The organism is Aminobacter sp. 01T433 (genome assembly GCF_056398585.1).
In genome coordinates this window covers 300,930-318,904 of record NZ_JBFTPR010000003.1, presented here as the reverse complement: position 1 = coordinate 318,904, position 17,975 = coordinate 300,930, and the positions used below count along the sequence as shown (strand labels likewise).

The 17,975-nt window shown below is 61.9% G+C and carries 17 protein-coding genes; 10 read left to right on the top strand and 7 right to left on the bottom strand.

Annotated features, from left to right (window positions below):
* Window positions 1–228 precede the first annotated feature (228 nt).
* From fabD to gmk, 7 genes are all read left to right on the top strand, one after another.
* The gene (gene fabD / locus AC1DLV_RS06820) at window positions 229–1,170 is read left to right on the top strand and encodes an ACP S-malonyltransferase (RefSeq protein ID WP_476798793.1); all 942 of its coding nucleotides are present in this window, start codon (window positions 229–231) and stop codon (window positions 1,168–1,170) included.
* Window positions 1,171–1,222: 52 nt separating this feature from the next.
* The gene (fabG, locus tag AC1DLV_RS06815) at window positions 1,223–1,960 is read left to right on the top strand and encodes a 3-oxoacyl-[acyl-carrier-protein] reductase (protein WP_476798792.1); all 738 of its coding nucleotides are present in this window, start codon (window positions 1,223–1,225) and stop codon (window positions 1,958–1,960) included.
* Window positions 1,961–2,157: 197 nt separating this feature from the next.
* Window positions 2,158–2,394, top strand: a complete 237-nt coding sequence (locus tag AC1DLV_RS06810) for an acyl carrier protein (RefSeq protein ID WP_055978681.1) — start codon at window positions 2,158–2,160, stop codon at window positions 2,392–2,394.
* Window positions 2,395–2,423: 29 nt separating this feature from the next.
* Window positions 2,424–3,686 (top strand): beta-ketoacyl-ACP synthase II, encoded by a 1,263-nt coding sequence (fabF, locus tag AC1DLV_RS06805; RefSeq protein ID WP_476798791.1) that lies wholly within the window; start codon window positions 2,424–2,426, stop codon window positions 3,684–3,686.
* 107 nt (window positions 3,687–3,793) lie between these two features.
* Entirely contained in the window at window positions 3,794–4,990 is a 1,197-nt protein-coding gene (gene mltG / locus AC1DLV_RS06800) for an endolytic transglycosylase MltG (RefSeq protein WP_476798790.1), read from the top strand.
* Between the two features lie 129 nt (window positions 4,991–5,119).
* Window positions 5,120–6,010 carry a YicC/YloC family endoribonuclease gene (locus AC1DLV_RS06795; RefSeq protein WP_476798789.1) on the top strand — a complete coding sequence of 297 codons (891 nt, stop codon included), beginning with the start codon at window positions 5,120–5,122 and terminating at the stop codon, window positions 6,008–6,010.
* A gap of 3 nt (window positions 6,011–6,013) precedes the next feature.
* Window positions 6,014–6,667 (top strand): guanylate kinase, encoded by a 654-nt coding sequence (gene gmk, locus AC1DLV_RS06790; RefSeq protein WP_476798788.1) that lies wholly within the window; start codon window positions 6,014–6,016, stop codon window positions 6,665–6,667.
* 41 nt (window positions 6,668–6,708) lie between these two features.
* Here gmk and rsmA read toward each other — a convergent pair whose 3' ends face one another.
* The 6 genes from rsmA to lptF all read right to left on the bottom strand — a co-directional run bounded on the left by rsmA (window position 6,709) and on the right by lptF (window position 14,298).
* Window positions 6,709–7,548: a 16S rRNA (adenine(1518)-N(6)/adenine(1519)-N(6))-dimethyltransferase RsmA gene (rsmA, locus tag AC1DLV_RS06785; protein WP_476798787.1), complete on the bottom strand. Its 840-nt coding sequence runs from the start codon at window positions 7,546–7,548 to the stop codon at window positions 6,709–6,711.
* On the bottom strand, window positions 7,545–8,567 hold the full coding sequence (gene pdxA, locus AC1DLV_RS06780; protein ID WP_476798786.1) for a 4-hydroxythreonine-4-phosphate dehydrogenase PdxA: 1,023 nt from the start codon (window positions 8,565–8,567) through the stop codon (window positions 7,545–7,547). The genes rsmA and pdxA overlap by 4 nt, the downstream gene beginning before the upstream one ends.
* 3 nt (window positions 8,568–8,570) lie before the next feature.
* Window positions 8,571–9,503, bottom strand: coding sequence for a peptidylprolyl isomerase (locus tag AC1DLV_RS06775; RefSeq protein ID WP_476798785.1), 933 nt, complete (start codon window positions 9,501–9,503; stop codon window positions 8,571–8,573).
* 120 nt (window positions 9,504–9,623) lie between these two features.
* Window positions 9,624–12,002 (bottom strand): LPS-assembly protein LptD, encoded by a 2,379-nt coding sequence (locus tag AC1DLV_RS06770; protein ID WP_476798784.1) that lies wholly within the window; start codon window positions 12,000–12,002, stop codon window positions 9,624–9,626.
* An 11-nt stretch (window positions 12,003–12,013) separates the two neighbouring features.
* Entirely contained in the window at window positions 12,014–13,102 is a 1,089-nt protein-coding gene (gene lptG, locus AC1DLV_RS06765; RefSeq protein WP_476798783.1) for an LPS export ABC transporter permease LptG, read from the bottom strand.
* A complete protein-coding gene (gene lptF / locus AC1DLV_RS06760) occupies window positions 13,099–14,298 on the bottom strand; it encodes an LPS export ABC transporter permease LptF (protein ID WP_476798782.1) in 1,200 nt (399 codons plus the stop codon). The genes lptG and lptF overlap by 4 nt, the downstream gene beginning before the upstream one ends.
* A 315-nt stretch (window positions 14,299–14,613) precedes the next feature.
* Between lptF and AC1DLV_RS06755 the strand changes: the two genes are divergently transcribed.
* Entirely contained in the window at window positions 14,614–16,110 is a 1,497-nt protein-coding gene (locus AC1DLV_RS06755) for a leucyl aminopeptidase (RefSeq protein ID WP_476798781.1), read from the top strand.
* Window positions 16,111–16,194: 84 nt separating this feature from the next.
* Complete coding sequence (locus AC1DLV_RS06750; protein WP_476798780.1) at window positions 16,195–16,644, top strand: DNA polymerase III subunit chi; 450 nt, start codon at window positions 16,195–16,197, stop codon at window positions 16,642–16,644.
* Between the two features lie 39 nt (window positions 16,645–16,683).
* Here the strand turns inward: AC1DLV_RS06750 and AC1DLV_RS06745 are convergent, their stop codons facing one another.
* Window positions 16,684–17,175: a carboxymuconolactone decarboxylase family protein gene (locus AC1DLV_RS06745; protein WP_476798779.1), complete on the bottom strand. Its 492-nt coding sequence runs from the start codon at window positions 17,173–17,175 to the stop codon at window positions 16,684–16,686.
* Between the two features lie 84 nt (window positions 17,176–17,259).
* Between AC1DLV_RS06745 and AC1DLV_RS06740 the strand changes: the two genes are divergently transcribed.
* Window positions 17,260–17,940 (top strand): TetR/AcrR family transcriptional regulator, encoded by a 681-nt coding sequence (locus tag AC1DLV_RS06740; protein ID WP_476798778.1) that lies wholly within the window; start codon window positions 17,260–17,262, stop codon window positions 17,938–17,940.
* Window positions 17,941–17,975 lie beyond the last annotated feature (35 nt).

Sequence of the window (17,975 nt, the reverse complement as noted above, 5' to 3'; positions counted from 1 at the left end):
GGCAAACAAAAGGTGTTTCGTATTAATCATCTGTGATTATTTGCCCCAGCGGGGTCCTAAAGCCCTCAAGACTTGACTTCACGGTATCCATTGCGCCAGAGGCACAACGATATGGCGTGCTGCTTGTTCCCGAACGTGCAAGGGCGCTCCACGTGATAAGTCTGCGCCTCGCACCCGGTGAAACCGATTCCGGTTCGGGCCGATGCGGCAAGTAGCCAGGAGACCAACATGGCCGTTGCATTCACTTTCCCCGGGCAGGGCAGCCAGGCCGTCGGCATGGGCAAGGAACTCGCCGATGCTTTTCCCGAAGCGCGCCGCGTGTTCGAAGAAGTCGATGATGCATTGGGCGAAAAGCTTTCGAAGCTGATCTGGGAAGGTCCTGAAGAGACGCTGACGCTGACGGCCAACGCCCAGCCGGCGCTGATGGCGGTGTCGATGGCTGCCTTCAGGGCGCTGGAATCGCGCGGCCTGTCGCTCAAGGACAAGGTTTCTTATGTCGCGGGTCACTCGCTCGGCGAATATTCGGCACTTGCTGCCGCAGGCTTTGTTTCGGTCGCCGACGCGGCGCGCCTGCTGCGCATCCGCGGCGACGCCATGCAGGCGGCGGTGCCGGCCGGGCAGGGTGCGATGGCTGCGATCATCGGACTGGAGCAGGTCGATGTCGACGCGGCCTGTGCCGAAGCTGCCCAGGGTTCGGTGTGCCAGATCGCCAACGACAATGGCGGCGGCCAGCTGGTGATCTCAGGCGAGAAGGCAGCCGTCGAACGCGCCGCCAAGCTTTGCACCGAAAAGGGCGCCAAGCGCGCCCTGATGCTGCAGGTCTCAGCGCCTTTCCATTCGGCGCTGATGGCACCGGCGGCTGAAAAGATGCGCGAAGCACTCGCCGGCGTGAAGAAGCATGCGCCGATCGTTCCGGTTGTCGCCAACGTCTCGGTTCAGCCGATCACCGACCCCGAAGAGATCGCCGCCCGCCTCGTCGAGCAGGTCACTGGTCGCGTGCGCTGGCGCGAGACGGTCGAATGGTTCGGCAACAACGGCGTCACCACACTTTACGAAGTGGGCGCCGGCAAGGTGCTGTCGGGCCTCGCCCGCCGCATCAACAAGGACATCGCAACGGCTGCGGTCAACAACCCGGCCGACATCGACGCGGCAATCGCCGCACTCGTCTGAACAATTCAATCGACCCGCCCGTGAAGGGCGATCTCTGAAAGGGATTGAAAAAATGCTCGATCTGACCGGCCGCAAGGCACTCGTCACCGGCGCATCCGGGGGCATCGGCGAAGAAATCGCCCGCATCCTCCACAAGCAGGGCGCCATCGTTGGCCTGCACGGCACACGCGTTGAAAAGCTCGAGGCCCTGGCCAGCGAGCTTGGCGACCGCGTGAAATTGTTCCCAGCCAATCTCGCCGACCGCGACGAGGTCAAGGCACTGGGCCAGAAGGCCGAGGCCGATCTCGAAGGCGTCGATATCCTGGTCAACAACGCCGGCATCACCAAGGACGGCCTGTTCGTGCGCATGTCCGACGCCGACTGGGACAGCGTCATCGAGATCAACCTGACGGCGATGTTCCGCCTGACGCGCGAGCTGACGCACCCGATGATGCGCCGTCGCCATGGCCGCATCATCAACATCACCTCGATCGTCGGCGTCACCGGCAATCCCGGCCAGACCAATTATTGCGCCTCCAAGGCGGGCATGATCGGCTTTTCCAAGTCACTCGCCCAGGAGATCGCGACCCGCAACATCACCGTCAACTGCGTCGCCCCCGGCTTCATCGAATCGGCAATGACCGAGAAGCTCAACGACAAGCAGAAAGAGACGATCATGGCTGCGATCCCGGCCAAGCGCATGGGCACCGGCAAGGAAGTAGCTTCGGCAGTCGCTTATCTTGCTTCGGACGAAGCAGCTTATGTCACCGGCCAGACAATCCATGTAAATGGCGGCATGGCGATGATCTGATAGACGCAATAGGCCGGGATAACCGGCCCTTTTGCCTTGGACGCGGTGAAGTTTTCGTGTATTGCCGCGCTCCATCAGGTGGCCGGGCCGAAACCGGACCGCCACCCGAGCGCTTGGGAAAGCGCAGATTACAGCTTGATTAGCGGCAATCCGCCCGCTAACGAAGACCTAACAAACATCAGACTGAGGATGCCCACATGAGTGACACCGCAGAGCGCGTCAAGAAGATCGTCATCGAACATCTTGGCGTTGACGCCGACAAGGTGACTGAAGCTGCAAGCTTCATCGACGACCTGGGCGCGGACAGCCTCGACACGGTCGAGCTCGTTATGGCGTTCGAAGAAGAATTCGGCGTCGAAATTCCTGACGACGCGGCCGAAACCATCCTCACCGTTGGCGACGCCGTGAAGTACATCGACAAGGCTTCGGCCTGAGCGATCGCGAATTGTCAGGGATGCCTGCGATGAGGCGTGTGGTCGTCACGGGCCTTGGCCTGCTTTCACCGTTCGGCATGGGCTATGAGCACGGCTGGAAAGAGCTTCTTTCCGGTCGTAGCGCCGCGAGGCGTATCTCGGAGTTCGAGGTCGAAGATCTCCCCTGCAAGATCGCCAACGTCATCCCCAGGGGTGACGGGAGCGACAATACCTTCAATCCCGAAGCGGTCCTTGAGCACAAGGAACTGCGCAAGATCGGCGACTTCATCCTTTACGGGATCGCGGCCGCCGACGAGGCATTGAAGGATTCGGGCTGGCAGCCCAAGACGCCGGACGAGCAAAACGCAACCGGCGTCATGATCGGCTCGGGTATCGGCGGCATTGACGGCATTGCCGAAAACGCGCTGATCCTCAAGGAACGCGGCCCGCGCCGCATCAGCCCCTTCTTCATTCCAGGCCAGATCATCAATCTGGTTTCGGGCCAGGTTTCGATCCGGCACGGGCTTAAGGGCCCGAACCATGCCGTGGTCACCGCCTGCTCGACCGGTGCGCACGCCATTGGCGATGCAGCCCGCCTGATCATGTTCGGCGATGCCGACGTGATGCTGGCCGGCGGTGCCGAAGCGCCTGTGACGCGCCTCTCGCTTGCCGGCTTTGCGGCTTGCCGGGCGCTGTCGACCGACCGCAACGACGAGCCCGAGAAGGCCTCGCGTCCTTATGACCGCGACCGCGATGGTTTCGTCATGGGCGAGGGAGCCGGCGTTGTCGTTCTCGAAGAGCTCGAGCACGCCAAGGCGCGCGGTGCCAAGATCTACGCCGAAGTGGTTGGCTACGGCCTGACCGGTGACGCTCATCACATCACCGCTCCCGCCGAAGACGGCGACGGCGCCTTCCGCTGCATGACGGCCGCCCTCAAGCGCGCCAACCTGTCGCCGGCGGATGTCGACTACATCAACGCCCATGGCACGTCGACCATGGCCGACACGATCGAACTGGGTGCTGTCGAACGCCTCGTCGGCAACGCTGCCTCCAAGGTTTCGATGTCGTCGACCAAGTCGTCGATCGGCCATCTGCTTGGTGCTGCCGGTGCCGCGGAAGCGATCTTTTCGATCCTCGCCATTCGCGACAATATCGCGCCTGCGACCATCAATCTCGATAACCCCGAGCGTGAAACCGCGATCGATCTCGTGCCGCACAAGCCGCGCGCCCGTCAGATCGATGTCGCCCTGTCGAACTCCTTCGGTTTCGGCGGAACCAACGCATCGCTGGTCTTCCAGCGCTATAACGGCTGATCGCCTGTGGGCAGGGGGCCCTTTAGGGGCCCTTTGCCGTGATTTCTGCCACATTCGGGCCTAGTCTCCCGGCGGGGATTCGACGCAAGAGGAAGTGGCGAGGCAAGATGAGCATCAATACGCCAGATCAGGGGCAAGGCGCGCCGCGCGCTGCAAATCCGATCGTTCCAAAGACCGCGCAGGAAGCGCTGCGCCCCGAAATCGGGACGCCGCCGCCCAAGCGTTCGCGCGCTTCTCGCAACCAGATCGTCGTGTTCATGAATTTCATGATGTCGACGGCGGTGCTTGTGATGCTGGCTGGTGGTGCAGCACTTTATTTCGGCAAGCGGGAATTCAACGGCGAGGGCCCTTCGTCGACTCCCACGACATTCCTGGTCAAGGAAAAGACCGGCGTGCAGGATATCGCCGACCAGCTTGAGCGACGCGGTCTGGTCAGCGATGCCCGGATCTTCCGCATGGGGGTGCGCGCCTATGGCAATGACGGCTCTCTCAAGGCCGGCGAATATGAGATCGCGGCTGGTGCTTCGATGCACGAGATCATGGAGCTGTTGAAGAGCGGCAAGTCGGTGCAGTATTCGCTGACGATCCCAGAAGGGCTGACCGTCGAGCAGGCCTGGAAACGTATCGCCGAACAAGAAGCGCTCAGCGGCGACATGCCGGCCGAGATGCCGGCCGAGGGCACGCTTGCGGCCGACACCCAGCGCTTCACGCGTGGACTGACGCGCCAGCAGATCGTCAACAAGATGCTGGCCGACCAAAAGGAACTGGTCGAGACCATCTGGGCGCGCCGTTCACCGGACCTGCCGATTGCCGATGTCAACGAGTTCGTGACGCTGGCCTCCATCGTCGAGAAGGAAACCGCTCGCGGCGACGAACGCTCGCGCGTGGCGGCCGTGTTCATCAACCGGCTCAACAAGGGCATGCGGCTGCAGTCTGACCCGACGATCATCTACGGCATCTTTGGCGGCAAGGGTAAGCCGGCCGACCGGCCAATCTTCCGCTCCGACATCGACAAGCCGACCCCTTACAATACCTATACCATCAAGGGACTGCCGCCGACGCCGATCGCCAATCCGGGCAAAGCCTCGTTGGAGGCTGTGGCCAACCCGTCCAAGACCAAGGATCTCTACTTCGTTGCCGATGGTTCGGGCGGGCACGTCTTTGCCGAGACGCTCGACGAGCACAACGAAAACGTCGCGCGCTGGCGTGCTTTCCAGCGCAAGGTCGTCGAGGACGAGAAGGCGGCTGATGAAGCCGATCCGGCCAAGAAAGACCCAACGACCACCAACACTGTCAAGAAGTAACCAAGCCCGTGCATGACCCCGAAAATCGGAATCGATTTTCGGAAAGGATCATGCACAGATTGAAAGTGTTACAGTATCCTCTGCGCCATTCGGACGCGCTGCGCTGTAAAAACAGGAATTCGCTGCTAGATGAACCTGCAAAGCATGACAGGCTTCGCCCGCGTAGCGGCGGAGCATGACGGAACGGCGATCGCCTGGGAGGTGAAGTCGGTCAACGGCAAGAGCGTGGAAGTGCGCTTGCGCCTGCCGCAGGGCTTCGAACGGCTGGAGCCTTTGGTCAGGCAAGCCATCCAGAAGCGCTTTTCGCGCGGCAATGTGCAAGCGACCCTGACTGTCAGCCGCACCGGCGGTTCGATGGTGCAGCCGGTGATCAACGAAGTGTTCCTGCGCGACGTTGCCGAGTTGGCAAACCGCCTCGTCAAGCAATATGGCACAGCCCCTGCCAGTGCAGACGGGCTGCTTTCGCTGCGCGGTGTGTTCGACGTGCCTGAGGCGGTCGAGACCGAAGAACAGCGTGCGGCGATCGATGCGGTGACCATGAATTGCCTGGAAGCCGCGCTTGCCGGGCTCGTTGAGGCGCGCAAATCCGAGGGCGAGGCGCTGCGAGGCCTGCTGTCGGGTCACATCGCGACCATCGAGACGCTGACGCTGCGTGCCGAGGCCGATCCGTCGCGCGAGCCTGCCCAGATCCGCCAGCGCCTGGCTGAACAGGTGCGCCTGCTGCTTGAGGCATCGCCGGCACTCGATGAGACGCGGCTCAACATGGAAGCGGCGTTTTTGGCGACCAAGGCCGATATCCGCGAGGAGATCGACCGGCTGAAGACACACGTCACCTCCGGGCGGGCGTTGATCTCGGGCGGCGGTGCGATTGGCCGCAAGCTCGATTTTCTGGCGCAGGAATTCAATCGCGAATCGAATACTCTGTGCTCGAAGTCGAACGCCGCCACGGTGACCGCCATCGGGCTGGAACTGAAGGCCGTGGTCGATCAGTTTCGCGAACAAGTACAGAATCTGGAGTAGCGCATGAGCGCAGAGACCCCCTCAATTGCCATCAAGCGGCGCGGCCTGATGCTGGTGTTGTCGTCGCCTTCTGGCGCGGGCAAGTCGACAATCTCGCGCAACCTCATCGAAACCGACCCGGAATTGCGGCTGTCGGTGAGTGTCACCACCCGTCCACGTCGCGGCAGCGAGATCGACGGTGCCCATTATCACTTCACCACCAAGCGCGAGTTCGAGCTCTTGCGCAACAACGACGCGCTGCTCGAATGGGCGGAAGTCCACGGCAATTTCTATGCGACTCCGCGAGAGCCGGTCGAACTGGCGATGTCGCAGGGGCGCGACATGCTGTTCGATATCGACTGGCAGGGTGCAAAGCAGCTCAAGGAGAAGATGCGTGGCGACATTGTCTCGATCTTCATCCTGCCGCCATCCATGGGCGAATTGAAGGGCCGCCTGAAGCGCCGGGCCGAAGACCAGGATGCGGTGATCGAAACGCGGCTCAAGAACGCCCGCGACGAGATCGAGCACTGGGGCGAATACGATTACGTCGTGATCAATGACGATCTCAACCGCGCCTTTGGCGAAGTGCGGGCGATCGTGGCCGCCGAACGCCTGCGCCGCGATCGCAGGCCGGGCCTGTTCGATTTCGTTTCGAAATTGCTCGACGAAAAGGTTTGAGGCAGGCGGCCCTTACCCAAAGGGTAAGGGCCAGCTAACGCTCAGACAGCCTTTGCCAGCGCAACGAATTCCTCGACGCTGAGGGTTTCGGCGCGGCGCGTCGGGTCGATTCCGACGGTTTCCAGCAGCTTTTCACCGCCCATGCTTTTAAGGCTCTGGCGCAGCATCTTGCGGCGCTGGCCAAAGGCCGCCTCGGTGACGCGGCCAAGTACCTTCACATCGGCCGGCAGCGGCACCATGCGTGGCTCCAGATGGACCACCGACGAGGTAACCTTGGGCGCCGGCGTAAAGGCCTGCGGCGGCACGTCGAAGGCGATGCGGGCGTCGGTGCGCCAGCCGGCGAGAACGCCGAGCCGGCCAAAGGCCGAACTCGCCGGACGCGCCACGATACGCTCGGCGACCTCGCGCTGGAACATCAAGGTCAGCGACTGATAAAATGGTGGCCAGGTCTCGACGGTGAGCCAGCGGACGAGCAGTTCCGTGCCGATATTGTAGGGCAGGTTGGCGACGATCTTTGTCGGCTCGCCGTTTGCCAGGGCTGCAAAGTCGGTTTTCAGGGCATCGCCCGACACAACTTCCAATCGGCCGGGATAATGGTCGGAGATTTCGGCCAGTGCTGCCAGGCAACGTTCGTCGCGTTCGATGGCGATGACGCGCTTTGCGCCATGCATCAGAAGTGCGCGGGTCAGCCCGCCCGGGCCAGGCCCAACCTCGATGACGGTGACGCCGGTGAGATCGCCGGCAGCACGCGCGACCTTGCCGGTGAGGTTAAGGTCGAGCAGGAAATTCTGGCCGAGCGTCTTCTTGGCCTGGAGGCCGTGACGTTCGATGACATCGCGCAACGGCGGCAGGCCATCGATGCTGGTGACGGCTGAACTCATGATGTTTTGGCTTCCACGTCGGCGAGCTGGCGCGCCAGCTTCAGTGCAGCGATCAGGCTGTCAGGCCTTGCAATACCCTTGCCGGCAATGTCGAAAGCGGTGCCATGGTCGGGCGAGGTTCGGATGAAGGGCAGGCCGAGCGTGACGTTGACCGTCTCGTCGAAGGCCAGTGCCTTGGCAGGGATCAGCGCCTGGTCGTGATACATGCAGATGGCAGCGTCATAGCCTGCGCGCGCGCGGGCATGGAACATGGTGTCGGCGGGCAGGGGGCCGAATGCGTCGATGCCTTCCGCCTTGAGTGCTTCCACGGCTGGCCGGATGACACGTTCGTCCTCGTGGCCCATGGCTCCGCCTTCGCCGGCATGCGGATTGAGCCCCGATATGGCGATGCGCGGCCTGGCGATGCCGAAGCGGGTGCGCAGGTCGTGCGCGGTGATGCGAACGGTCTCGACGATGGCAGCCGTGGTCAGCGCCTTGGGCACTTCAGCCAGAGCAATGTGGATGGTCACCGGCACGGCGCGCAGGTCTGGTCCGGCCAGCATCATGACCGGTGTCAATTCGGCGCCGGTCTTCTGGCTGGCCAGATAAGCGAGATATTCGGTGTGGCCGGGAAAGCGGAAGCCGGCGTCATAGAGCGGCTTCTTGGCGATCGGGCAGGTGACGACGGCTGCCGCACGGCCTTCGAAGGTGTCGGCGACAGCGCGGTCGATCGCCTCGATGATGCCGGCTGCGTTGCGCTTGTCCGGCTGGCCAGGTGCGTCGATCAGAGACGTTGCGAGTGGCACGACCGGCAGGGCATTGGCAAAGAGGTGTGCAGCCCCGGCTGGATCGGTCTCGGCGATAGCAAGGTCCATGCCCAGGGCTTTGGCGCGCGCGACAACAAGCGCTGGGTCGGCGAGAAGATAAAAGGCCGGTACCTTCGCTTCGTTGCGCAGGCGCCACGCGGCGATCGCGATTTCAGGGCCGATGCCGGAGGGGTCGCCCGACGTCAGCGCCAGCGGGACGCTACGGGAATCCACGACCTAGCGCGTTACGATGCGAGCAACTTTCCGCAGCTCGGCAATGTACTTCTTGTTGAGCTCGTCGGCCTTTGCGTTGTCGCCCTTGCCTGCGTCTTCCGCCTGGAAGACCATCTGGGCAACCTTGTCGTCGGAAACTTCGCGGGCGCTGCAAACGCCGATGAATTCGACGCCGCGATCGGTCTCGCGCACCTGCGTCGCACCGCCTGCCTTGAGCTTCTTGATGTCTTCGGCCCACTCAGGCGGCAACTGGGGTGCAAGCACGCGCCCGAGATCGCGGACGGTCACATCGAGCAGGCCCTTGGCAAACTCACGCGTCTGTTCGCAGCCATTGAAGCGGCCGCGCATGGCCTGGGCATCACGCTTGCGCTTTGCGATCGAGCCGCGCTCGGAGGCGGGTACGACGAAGATCACCTGCTGCAGCATGTATTCAGTGGCGCTGGGCTTGGCTCCGCCCTGCTGCAGCATGCGGCGCACGGCGTCCTGCTCGGTGGTGCCGCCGCCGCCCTGCTCGGCGCGGAAACGCGAGCTGAGCGCCTGGTTCCAGCCCATCTGGGCGCGGATATATTCCTTGAAGTGGCTGCTGGTCACGCCGGCCTTTGCCAGGATCTCGTCCATCTGGGCGGGCTTGAGCTTGTTGGAGCCAGCGAAGCGCGCATAGGCATCCTCGACCTGCTTGTCGGAGATGCGGATGTTGAGGCGCTTCATCTCGCCCAGACGCAACGTCTGTTCGATCATTTCCTCGTTGGCATCGCCCTTGCGTTTCTGCAACTTGAGAAAGGCGGCCCGACGCTGGATATCGTAGCTGGTGATCGGCACATCATTGACGACGTACTTGATTTCGCTGGCCTGAGCCTGCGGCGCATAGGCGGTCATTGAAACCGACGTCGCCGCCACGAGCAGAGCAAAGCCTGCCGAAAAGAGGTACTTCCGCATGGAAAAAGTCCCGTTCAAACCCCAATCCGAGCTTCGCCCGGACGTTATTGCCCCGTAAATGGCCACTTTATGCGGCAAAACGATGTCGGGCCGCCCCCAAACGCCGTTCCTATGCCGATCCTAGAAGGCGTTTGTTGCCGTGCCGAAATCACCGATCGTGCGGAACGAGATGTTGAAGCCGACAGTGCGGGTGACATCGTCCGGATCGTTATGATCGCGGCTTTCCGCATAGGTCATCATGTAGGTGAAGCACTCGTCGTCATACGCAAAGCCAAGGCCGCTTTGGACGAGCAGATCGTTCTGGATGTCGTACGTGCCGGAGCCGAAGCCGCGCCAATTGTCGTTGAAACGAGCTGTGGCGCCGAGCGTGACTTCATGGCGGTCGGTGGGAAAACCGTAGAGCGGCTGCGCCTCGACGAAGGCATATCGTGCCGAAACAGCGAGTGGACGGGCGTCCAGGCCGACCTTGAACTCGGCGCGTCTTACGTCGAGTGATTGCTCGTCGAAGCGGCCGCTGACCGAAGCGGAGAAACCATTCGGGCTGGCGATGCCGGCAAGGGCGACGTAATCGGACGTGTCGGTTTCCAGGCCTGAAAAGGCGCCCGCATTGACGAGATCAGGGGCGGCAAACGAGTTGTCGCCAGCAAGCTGATAGGACTGGCCGGCGAGCGCGTTGGTGGTCCAGCCATTGTTGAAGCTGCCGGAGTAGCGCAAGCCGAGATTGGCGCGCGTGCCGCCTTCCATGCGGTCGTAGCCCGAGAACTTGTCGCGCTCAAATAGAGACGTGGCGTCGAAGACGAAGCTCTGGGCATCCTCGTTGGGGATGCCGAGTCCACCGACATGGCTCTCGCTCGGGCGAGCGAACAGCTGCGCCATAGGCTCAAGCACATGGGTCGAACTTGTCGACGAGAACAATACCGGCCAGCGCAATTCGAGGCCGAGTGTTGCCATATAGCGGAACAGGGACGAGCGGACGTCGTCTGCGACGTTGATCTGCGGGTTTGCAGCCATCGTGTTGATGGCGTTGAGCGAATCTGCCGATGCGTTGAGATAGCTGCCGTCGCCGCGGAACGCGAGTAACGGCGTGACCAGCAGGCCGCCATCGGTGGTGATCGTGCGCTTCCACTCGGCTTCGGCGGTCAAGCGGCCGGACGAGCTTTCGAGGCCGTGGATGGTCGGCCCGTTTGCGGCAGCCAACGCCGAATCGAGTTCCGAGCGCTGGAGGACGCGCGCATTGACGTCGAATGACAGTTCGCCGCCAGCCACCGGCATATCAGGGATATAGGCGTAGTCGAGCGTCGGCAGCACCCAGGGCTGCTTGTCGGCTCGAGCCGAGGGATCGCTGTCGAGCACCTCTTCCTGAACGTCGAAGCGCATGGCGCGCAGGTCGAAATAATTACGGTTGTTCAGGCCGGTGAGATAGACTTCCGAGCGATGCGTGCTGTCGGAAAAACCATTGATGCTGTAAGTGCGCGAAAAATTCTTGTCGGTCTGGGCGAGAATATCCCAACCGAACGCCCATCGCGGATTGAGGTCGAAACGGCCTTTCGTGCCGACCATGCCGCGCAGCTTGTTCGGATCGCCGACAGGCCCGCTGTCGACGGTGTTGACGTCGAACTTGTCCGGATTCATCTGGTGGATGCCGGCGATCTTGAGGGTGTACCCGCCGTTGTTGAAGCGCTGGCGCCATTCAGCCTCGCCGAGGAAGCCTTGCTTCGTGAAGCCGGTACCTGTGACGGTGAGGTCATAAGTCGGCGACAGAGCGAAGTAGTAAGGGATGGAAAGACCTGCGCCGAGGTCGCTCTTGAATTTGAGACCCGGCATCAGGAAGCCGCTCTTGCGCTTGACCGTCGGGTCGGCGATTTCGAAGGCTGGCAAGAAGGCGATGGGGAAGCCGAAAAACTCGAAATTCGAATTCTCGAAGCGCACGGTCTTCTTCTGGCCGTCCCAAATGATCTTCTGCGCCTTGACGCGCCAGATCGGTGCCTTGTCAGGCGTTTTTTCGCAAGGTGCGCAGGCCGTGTATACGCCGTTATTGAACGTAGTCAGCACACCGCCTTCGCGCTTGGCGCTTTCAGCGGCGAAATAGGTCTTGTCGACGGTTTCGACGCGCAGCGCGTTGACGAAGCCGTCAGCGAAGTCGTCGGTGATGTCGATTTCTTGCGAGAAGATCTTGGTGCCGTCGGCATTGACGATTGCGACATTGCCGCTGGCAACCAGGCGCGATGTCTTGCGGTCATAGGTGACGCGCTGGGCGACGAGGCGGTTGCCGGCATAATCGATCTGCACGCCGCCGACGGCGGTCACCGTCTGAACGTCATTGTCGTAGACGAGCGTGTCCGCCTCAAGCAGCATCTGCGAGCCTTCGGGCACGCTGGGTGCGAGGTCGGCGACGGTTTGAGCGAACGCTGGAGCGAGCGGAAGCGCGCACGCGAACAGAGATGCGAGCGCGGTCGCACCGAAAAGGCGTGCCCTAAGGGCCGTCCTGCGGCTGGCCATTACGCCCCTCACTAACCGTCCTCCTTGTAGAGCAGGAAAGTCACCCCGAAAAACATTGCTACGACAACTGGAAGCCACGCCGCAATATAAGTCGGCACGAATCCCGCATTGCCAAATGCTTTGACCAGAACCGAAACGACATAAAGCAGAAAGCCAGCGAGGACGCCACCCAGAATCATCGTTGCTGACTGCCCCATCCTCGCAAATTGCATCGACACTGTTGCAGCAATGAGAGTCATCGCAACCAGAAGGAAGGGAAGGGCGACAAGTGAATGAAATTGCATGGCGAATGCATTTGCCCTGAGGCCGAACGAGCGCGCAATTTCGATCTTTGCAGGCAGTTGGAAGAATGGAATCGTTTCCGGTCGCGCCAGTCGTTCCTGCACGAATTCCGGCTTCAGATTGGTTGGTACCTGGTCGGTTTTTTCCGAGGTGAAATTCTCGGCGCCCTTCATGCTGCGGACGTTGACGAGTTCCCAATGGCCTTCCCGCAGATAGGCTCGTTCGGCATCCTTGCGCTCGACCATGTTACCGTTCGAGTCGAAGATGAAGAACACCGCGTCAGCGAGTTCCAGGCCCTGGTTGAGGACCGCACGAGCGCCGATGATGACTTCGGTGCCGTTAGCTTTCTGCCGCAGCCATGGTGCCGAGAATGCCGAAACCGAATTCGACTGGCGCGAGCGCAGCTCGGATTCGATGTTTTCGGCACGTGAAAAACCGTGCGCTGCGATAGGGTTGAGGATGCCGACGGTGATCATGCCGAAAATCAGGGCGCCGATGCAGCAGGGCAGCAGGAACTGCCATGCCGAAATGCCGGCGGCGCGCGCGATGACCAGCTCGTAGCGACGGTTGAGTGACACAAGTGTCGCCATGGCGCTGAATAGAGCCACGAACGGCACTGTCTGCTGCATGATCATCGGCACGCGAAGTGCCGACACGGTAAGGGCCATGCTGAACTTGAATCCCGGCAGGCTGCCGACATTGCTGGAGAATTCAGTGACGTCGATGATGAAGATCAGCGCGAAAATGCCGATGAAGAACCATGTCGTGATGACGGCATAGCGGACCAGGAAATAGCGCCCGAGCGTCCAGCCCATCATGCCGCTCCCTGGCCGGAAGCGCCGCCGCCGAGCCGCAGGCGGAACGCGATGAACCTGTCGCGGACGCGCGCAGCCATCGCCGCCACACGGTCGGCGACCGAGACCGGCAGCTCCATGGTGCGGTTGTTGCGGATGAACCAGATGGCGAGCAACGACGCGCTGATCGGAATGCCGTAGATGACATAGCTGACCCAAGGCACCGTCTCGGCCTTGCTGCCGGCGAAGAAGCCGAGCCAGCGGAAGAACAGCGCGATGGTGACAGTGGTGATGAGCGGATGGATGCGCGCTTCACGGTGCGAACGCGCATCGCCTGCCACGGCAAGCGCGATGAGCGCAAAGGCGATCGAATAGAACCACTCGGTGAAGCGGCGGTCGAGTTCGACCGTGAACAGCCGCGGATTGCGCTGATAGAATTTGTCGCTGTGCGAGGGGTCCATCAGATAGGCTGTTGAACGATCCTTCGGCGCCATGGTGACCTCCTGGGCCGCAGCGGAGAATTCGCTGAGGTCGAAGGCATAGGAATCGAAACTGATCACCGAAACCTCGCCGCCCGGCGCCTTGCGGTGGATCACGCCTTCGTTCATCACCAGCATCTGCTTGCTGTCGCGCTCGATGAAGGAGCCGTCCTTGGCGTAATAGACGAGGTCGACGTTTGGTTCGCGCGAATCGGCGACGAAAATACCGCCCAATCCGCCATTGGGCAGGCGTTCGCCGACCTGAACAAACAGACCTTCATCGACCTTGCGGAACGTGCCTTCCTGGATGATCAGCGACAAAAGGTCGGCGCGCGAAGTGGCGATCAGTTCGCGGTTGCGCTGGCGCGCCATCGGTTCGACGACGTTGTCGACGACGAAGGAAAACAGGCTGGCGCCGATTGCAAGGATGAGGATGGGCCGAATGACCGTCAGTCGTGAGGCGCCCGCGGCATTGAGGATCACCAGCTCGGAATCGCTGTTCATCGTACTCAGCGTCAACGCCACGGCGATGACGACTGCAAAGGGGACGACGATGGGGATGACGGTGGGCAAGATAAGTGCCGCCACCTCAAAGAAGGTCAGCGCCGACTGGCCGCTATCGGTGACGAGGTCGATTCGCCCGAGCACCTGAGTGGTCCAGACGATGGCCAAAGTCCAAGTCAGCGCGGCGATGAAAACCACGGACGCACGACGCAGGATGTAGCGCTCAACAACCTTCATCGATGATCAGGATTCCGTGTTTCCGACTTGGCCGGCCGACAGGATGTCGCGCGGCCGGTGCGGGTCTAAGATATAGTCCAAGGCAAGCCGGCACAACTGGCCCCTTCAGGCCGACACTGTTCCCGCACCATCTCTCACCAGGGTCGAGTCTGGGCACTATTGGCTAAGAAAGGCCGAACAGAGGTGGTTAACGCGACGTTTCTGACAACATTTCAACTTTAGCAATAGCTGCCCTAGATGACGGGAGGCTTGCCAAACTCTCGAAAACGACGAAATGTCGCGCACCATCAGAACGGGATCCGAAAGCAGGATATCATGACTTCTAAGCCGTCGATCAGTTTCGCCAAGCCGGGTGTGCCGAAAAAAGGCACCGTTTTCATCTTCTCGGCCGAAGATGGAGGCCTGAGCGATGCGGCGCGCGCCTGTGATCCGGCCAAGACGCTCGACCGTGCTTTCCCCGTAGCCGATTTCACCGGCAAGTTCGGCGGCGTGGTGGAAGTCCTCGCACCCGAGGGGACGGCGGCTGACCGGCTCGTCGCCATTGGCACGGGCAAGACCACAGCACTCGACGAATATTCCTGGCTGAAGCTTGGCGGGGCGCTTGCGGCGCAATTGCGCAAGGCGACCGAAGTGGCTGTGATTCTCGACATTCCGGGCGTCACTGTCGATGGCGCCGCCGCCGCTGGCGTCGCCGCCGGAATCCTGCTGCGGGCCTATACCTTCGACAAATACAAGACCAAGAAGGACAATGGTGACGGCAAGGCCGACGACAAGAAGCCGGCCAAGGTCGTGATCCATTGCGCCGATCCGGCGGCGGCCAAGAAGGCCTTCGCCGATGCCGAGGCCATCGTCGGCGGCGTGGTGCTCGCCCGCGATCTCGTCAACGAGCCGGCCAATGTGCTCGGTCCGGTGGAGTTCGCAGCACAGGCCAAGGAACTCGAAAAGCTCGGCGTCAAGGTAGAGATCCTGACCGAGAAGGAAATGAAGAAGCTCGGCATGGGCGCTTTGCTCGGCGTCGCCCAGGGGTCGGTGCGTCCGCCGCGCCTGGCTGTCATGCAGTGGAACGGCGGCAAGGCCAAGGACAAGCCAGTCGCCTTTGTCGGCAAGGGCGTGGTCTTTGATTCGGGTGGGGTGTCGATCAAGCCGGCGGCCGGCATGGAAGACATGAAGGGCGACATGGGCGGTGCCGCCGCAGTCACCGGACTGATGCACGCGCTTGCCGCCCGCAAGGCCAAGGCCAATGTGATCGGCATTATCGGCCTGGTCGAAAACATGGTCGACGGCAACGCCCAGCGCCCCGGTGACATCGTCACCTCGATGTCGGGCCAGACCATCGAAGTGCTGAACACCGACGCCGAAGGGCGCCTCGTGCTCGCAGATGCGCTGTGGTACTGCAACCAGCGTTTCGAGCCGAAATTCATGGTCAATCTGGCGACGCTGACGGGCGCGATCATGGTGGCCCTTGGCCAGGGTCATGCTGGCCTGTTCTCCAACAATGACGAACTGGCGACCCGCCTGACGGCATCCGGTACCGTGACGCAGGAGAAGCTGTGGCGCATGCCGCTCGGCTCCGACTACGACAAGCTGATCGATTCCAAGAACGCCGACATGAAAAACATCGGCGGCCGTTATGGCGGCTCGATCACGGCGGCACAGTTCCTGCAGCGCTTCGTCAAGGAAACGCCGTGGGCGCATCTCGACATTGCTGGTACCGCGATGGGCTCGCCGACCAACGAGATCAATCAGTCCTGGGCCTCGGGCTACGGCGTACGGCTGCTCGATAGGCTGGTGCGCGACCACTACGAAGGCTGAGCCTCCAACAATTGGCCGCGTCGGGCTTGTCCGGCGCGGCGGGACGCTTCACCGCCGCGTGGAATTGGGGCATAGCATTGCCCCATGGCCGAAGTCCTTTTCTACCACCTGACCGAATCGACGCTCGAAGACGCGCTTCCAGGCTTGCTCGAACGCAGCCTGCAGCGTGGCTGGAAAGCAGTGGTGCAGACCGGCACCGAGGAGCGTCGCGATGCGCTCGATGCGCATTTGTGGACATTCCGCGACGATTCGTTCCTCGCACATGGCAGCGACCGCGAGGCGCATGCGGCCGATCAGCCGGTGGTGCTGACGGTGAGCGAGGACAATCCGAACGCGGCCGAGATCCGTTTCCTGGTCGACGGCGCATCGCCGCCGGACATCAGTCCTTATCAGCGCGCGGTTTTCCTGTTCGACGGTCATGACGCAGCACAGCTCGAAGGCGCGCGCGAACATTGGAAGACGATGAAGGCCGCCGGTCACACCGTCACCTACTGGCAGCAGACGCCGGATCGGCGCTGGGAGCGCAAGGCGTAGAGGCAACCGCGGACCGGCTGCCTCTCGATTTGCAATCTGCTACTTCGCGGCGCTCATCTCGCCGCCGAGTTCCTTCTTGAAGATCTCGAAATCGACCTGCATGCCGTTGAAGATCGTGCTCCAATGGCGCGTCAGCGCGGCCATCGCCACGGCTTCCTGGATTTCTTCCTGCGTCGCGCCAAGCTTCTTGGCGTCCTGCGTGTCGGCCCAGATGCAATATGTACACGGGATCTGCGCTGCGACGGCAAGCGAGATCAGCGCCTTGGTTTTCGGCGGCAACGCGGTCTTGTCGCCGAATTCGATGTTCTTCAGCTCCGACCAGGCGCCGGGGAGGCCGGCCTTGGGGAACTGCTTGATGAAGCTCGGTACGCCGCCCATCGACTTCTGGATATCCTGCACAGTGGCATCGTAGTCGTCGGCGTGAGTAGGCAGGGGCATCAGGGCGAGGGTGGCTGAACAGGCTGCTGCGCCGGCCAGGACCGTCATCGTGCGGCGGAACGAGGCGAGGGCGGATGTGTCGTATGCTGACATGACTTCCTCCTCTGGATCATTTTTCCCTTACGGTGTAAGGTATGGAATTGATGAGCCTTACAGTGTAAGTTGTCAAGCTAGGCCATGGACAAGCCAATCAACAAAAAGCGAGCGCGGCTTTCACGCGACATGATCGAGACGGCGGCATTCGAGGTGGTCGAACGCGAAGGCCTGGCGGGCTTTTCGATGCGCAAGCTGGCGCAGGCACTCGATTGCCAAGCGATGAGCATCTACCACCATTACCCCTCGGTGGCGCATCTGTTCGAGGCGCTGGTGGAACGGCTGGTCGGCGACTTGGAGATACCTTCGCGCGAGTTGCCGTGGCGACAGCGGGCGCGGTTGGTGATGGCCGATTTCCGCGCTGTGGGGCGGGCGCATCCGGCGTTTGCGCCGTTTTTGGTCACCTATCGCATGAACTCGCCCAAATGCCTGAAATGGCTCGACGGCGTGCTTGGTGTTTTCGAGGACGGGGGCTTCGGCAAGGAAGGCTCCGCCCGCATGTTCCGTGCCATCGGCTATTACCTGATGGGGGCGATCCTCGACGAAACGGCGGGTTACGCGAAAGGGCCGTCGGCGGTGACCACGGTCGGTGAGGAGCGGCTGCGTCGCGATTTTCCGAATGTTGCGGCGGCAGGCCCATATTTTGCGGTGTCTGAATTCGACAAGACATTTGAAATGGGCCTCGAAATGCTGCTCGACGAGATGGAGCGCGAAGTTGCGGGCAACGCTCGCGCCGCACTTTCCGGCGCCGGGCAAAAGCCGTAGTAGGAGACACGTTGTCCGTCCGCCCGCCGCCCTGG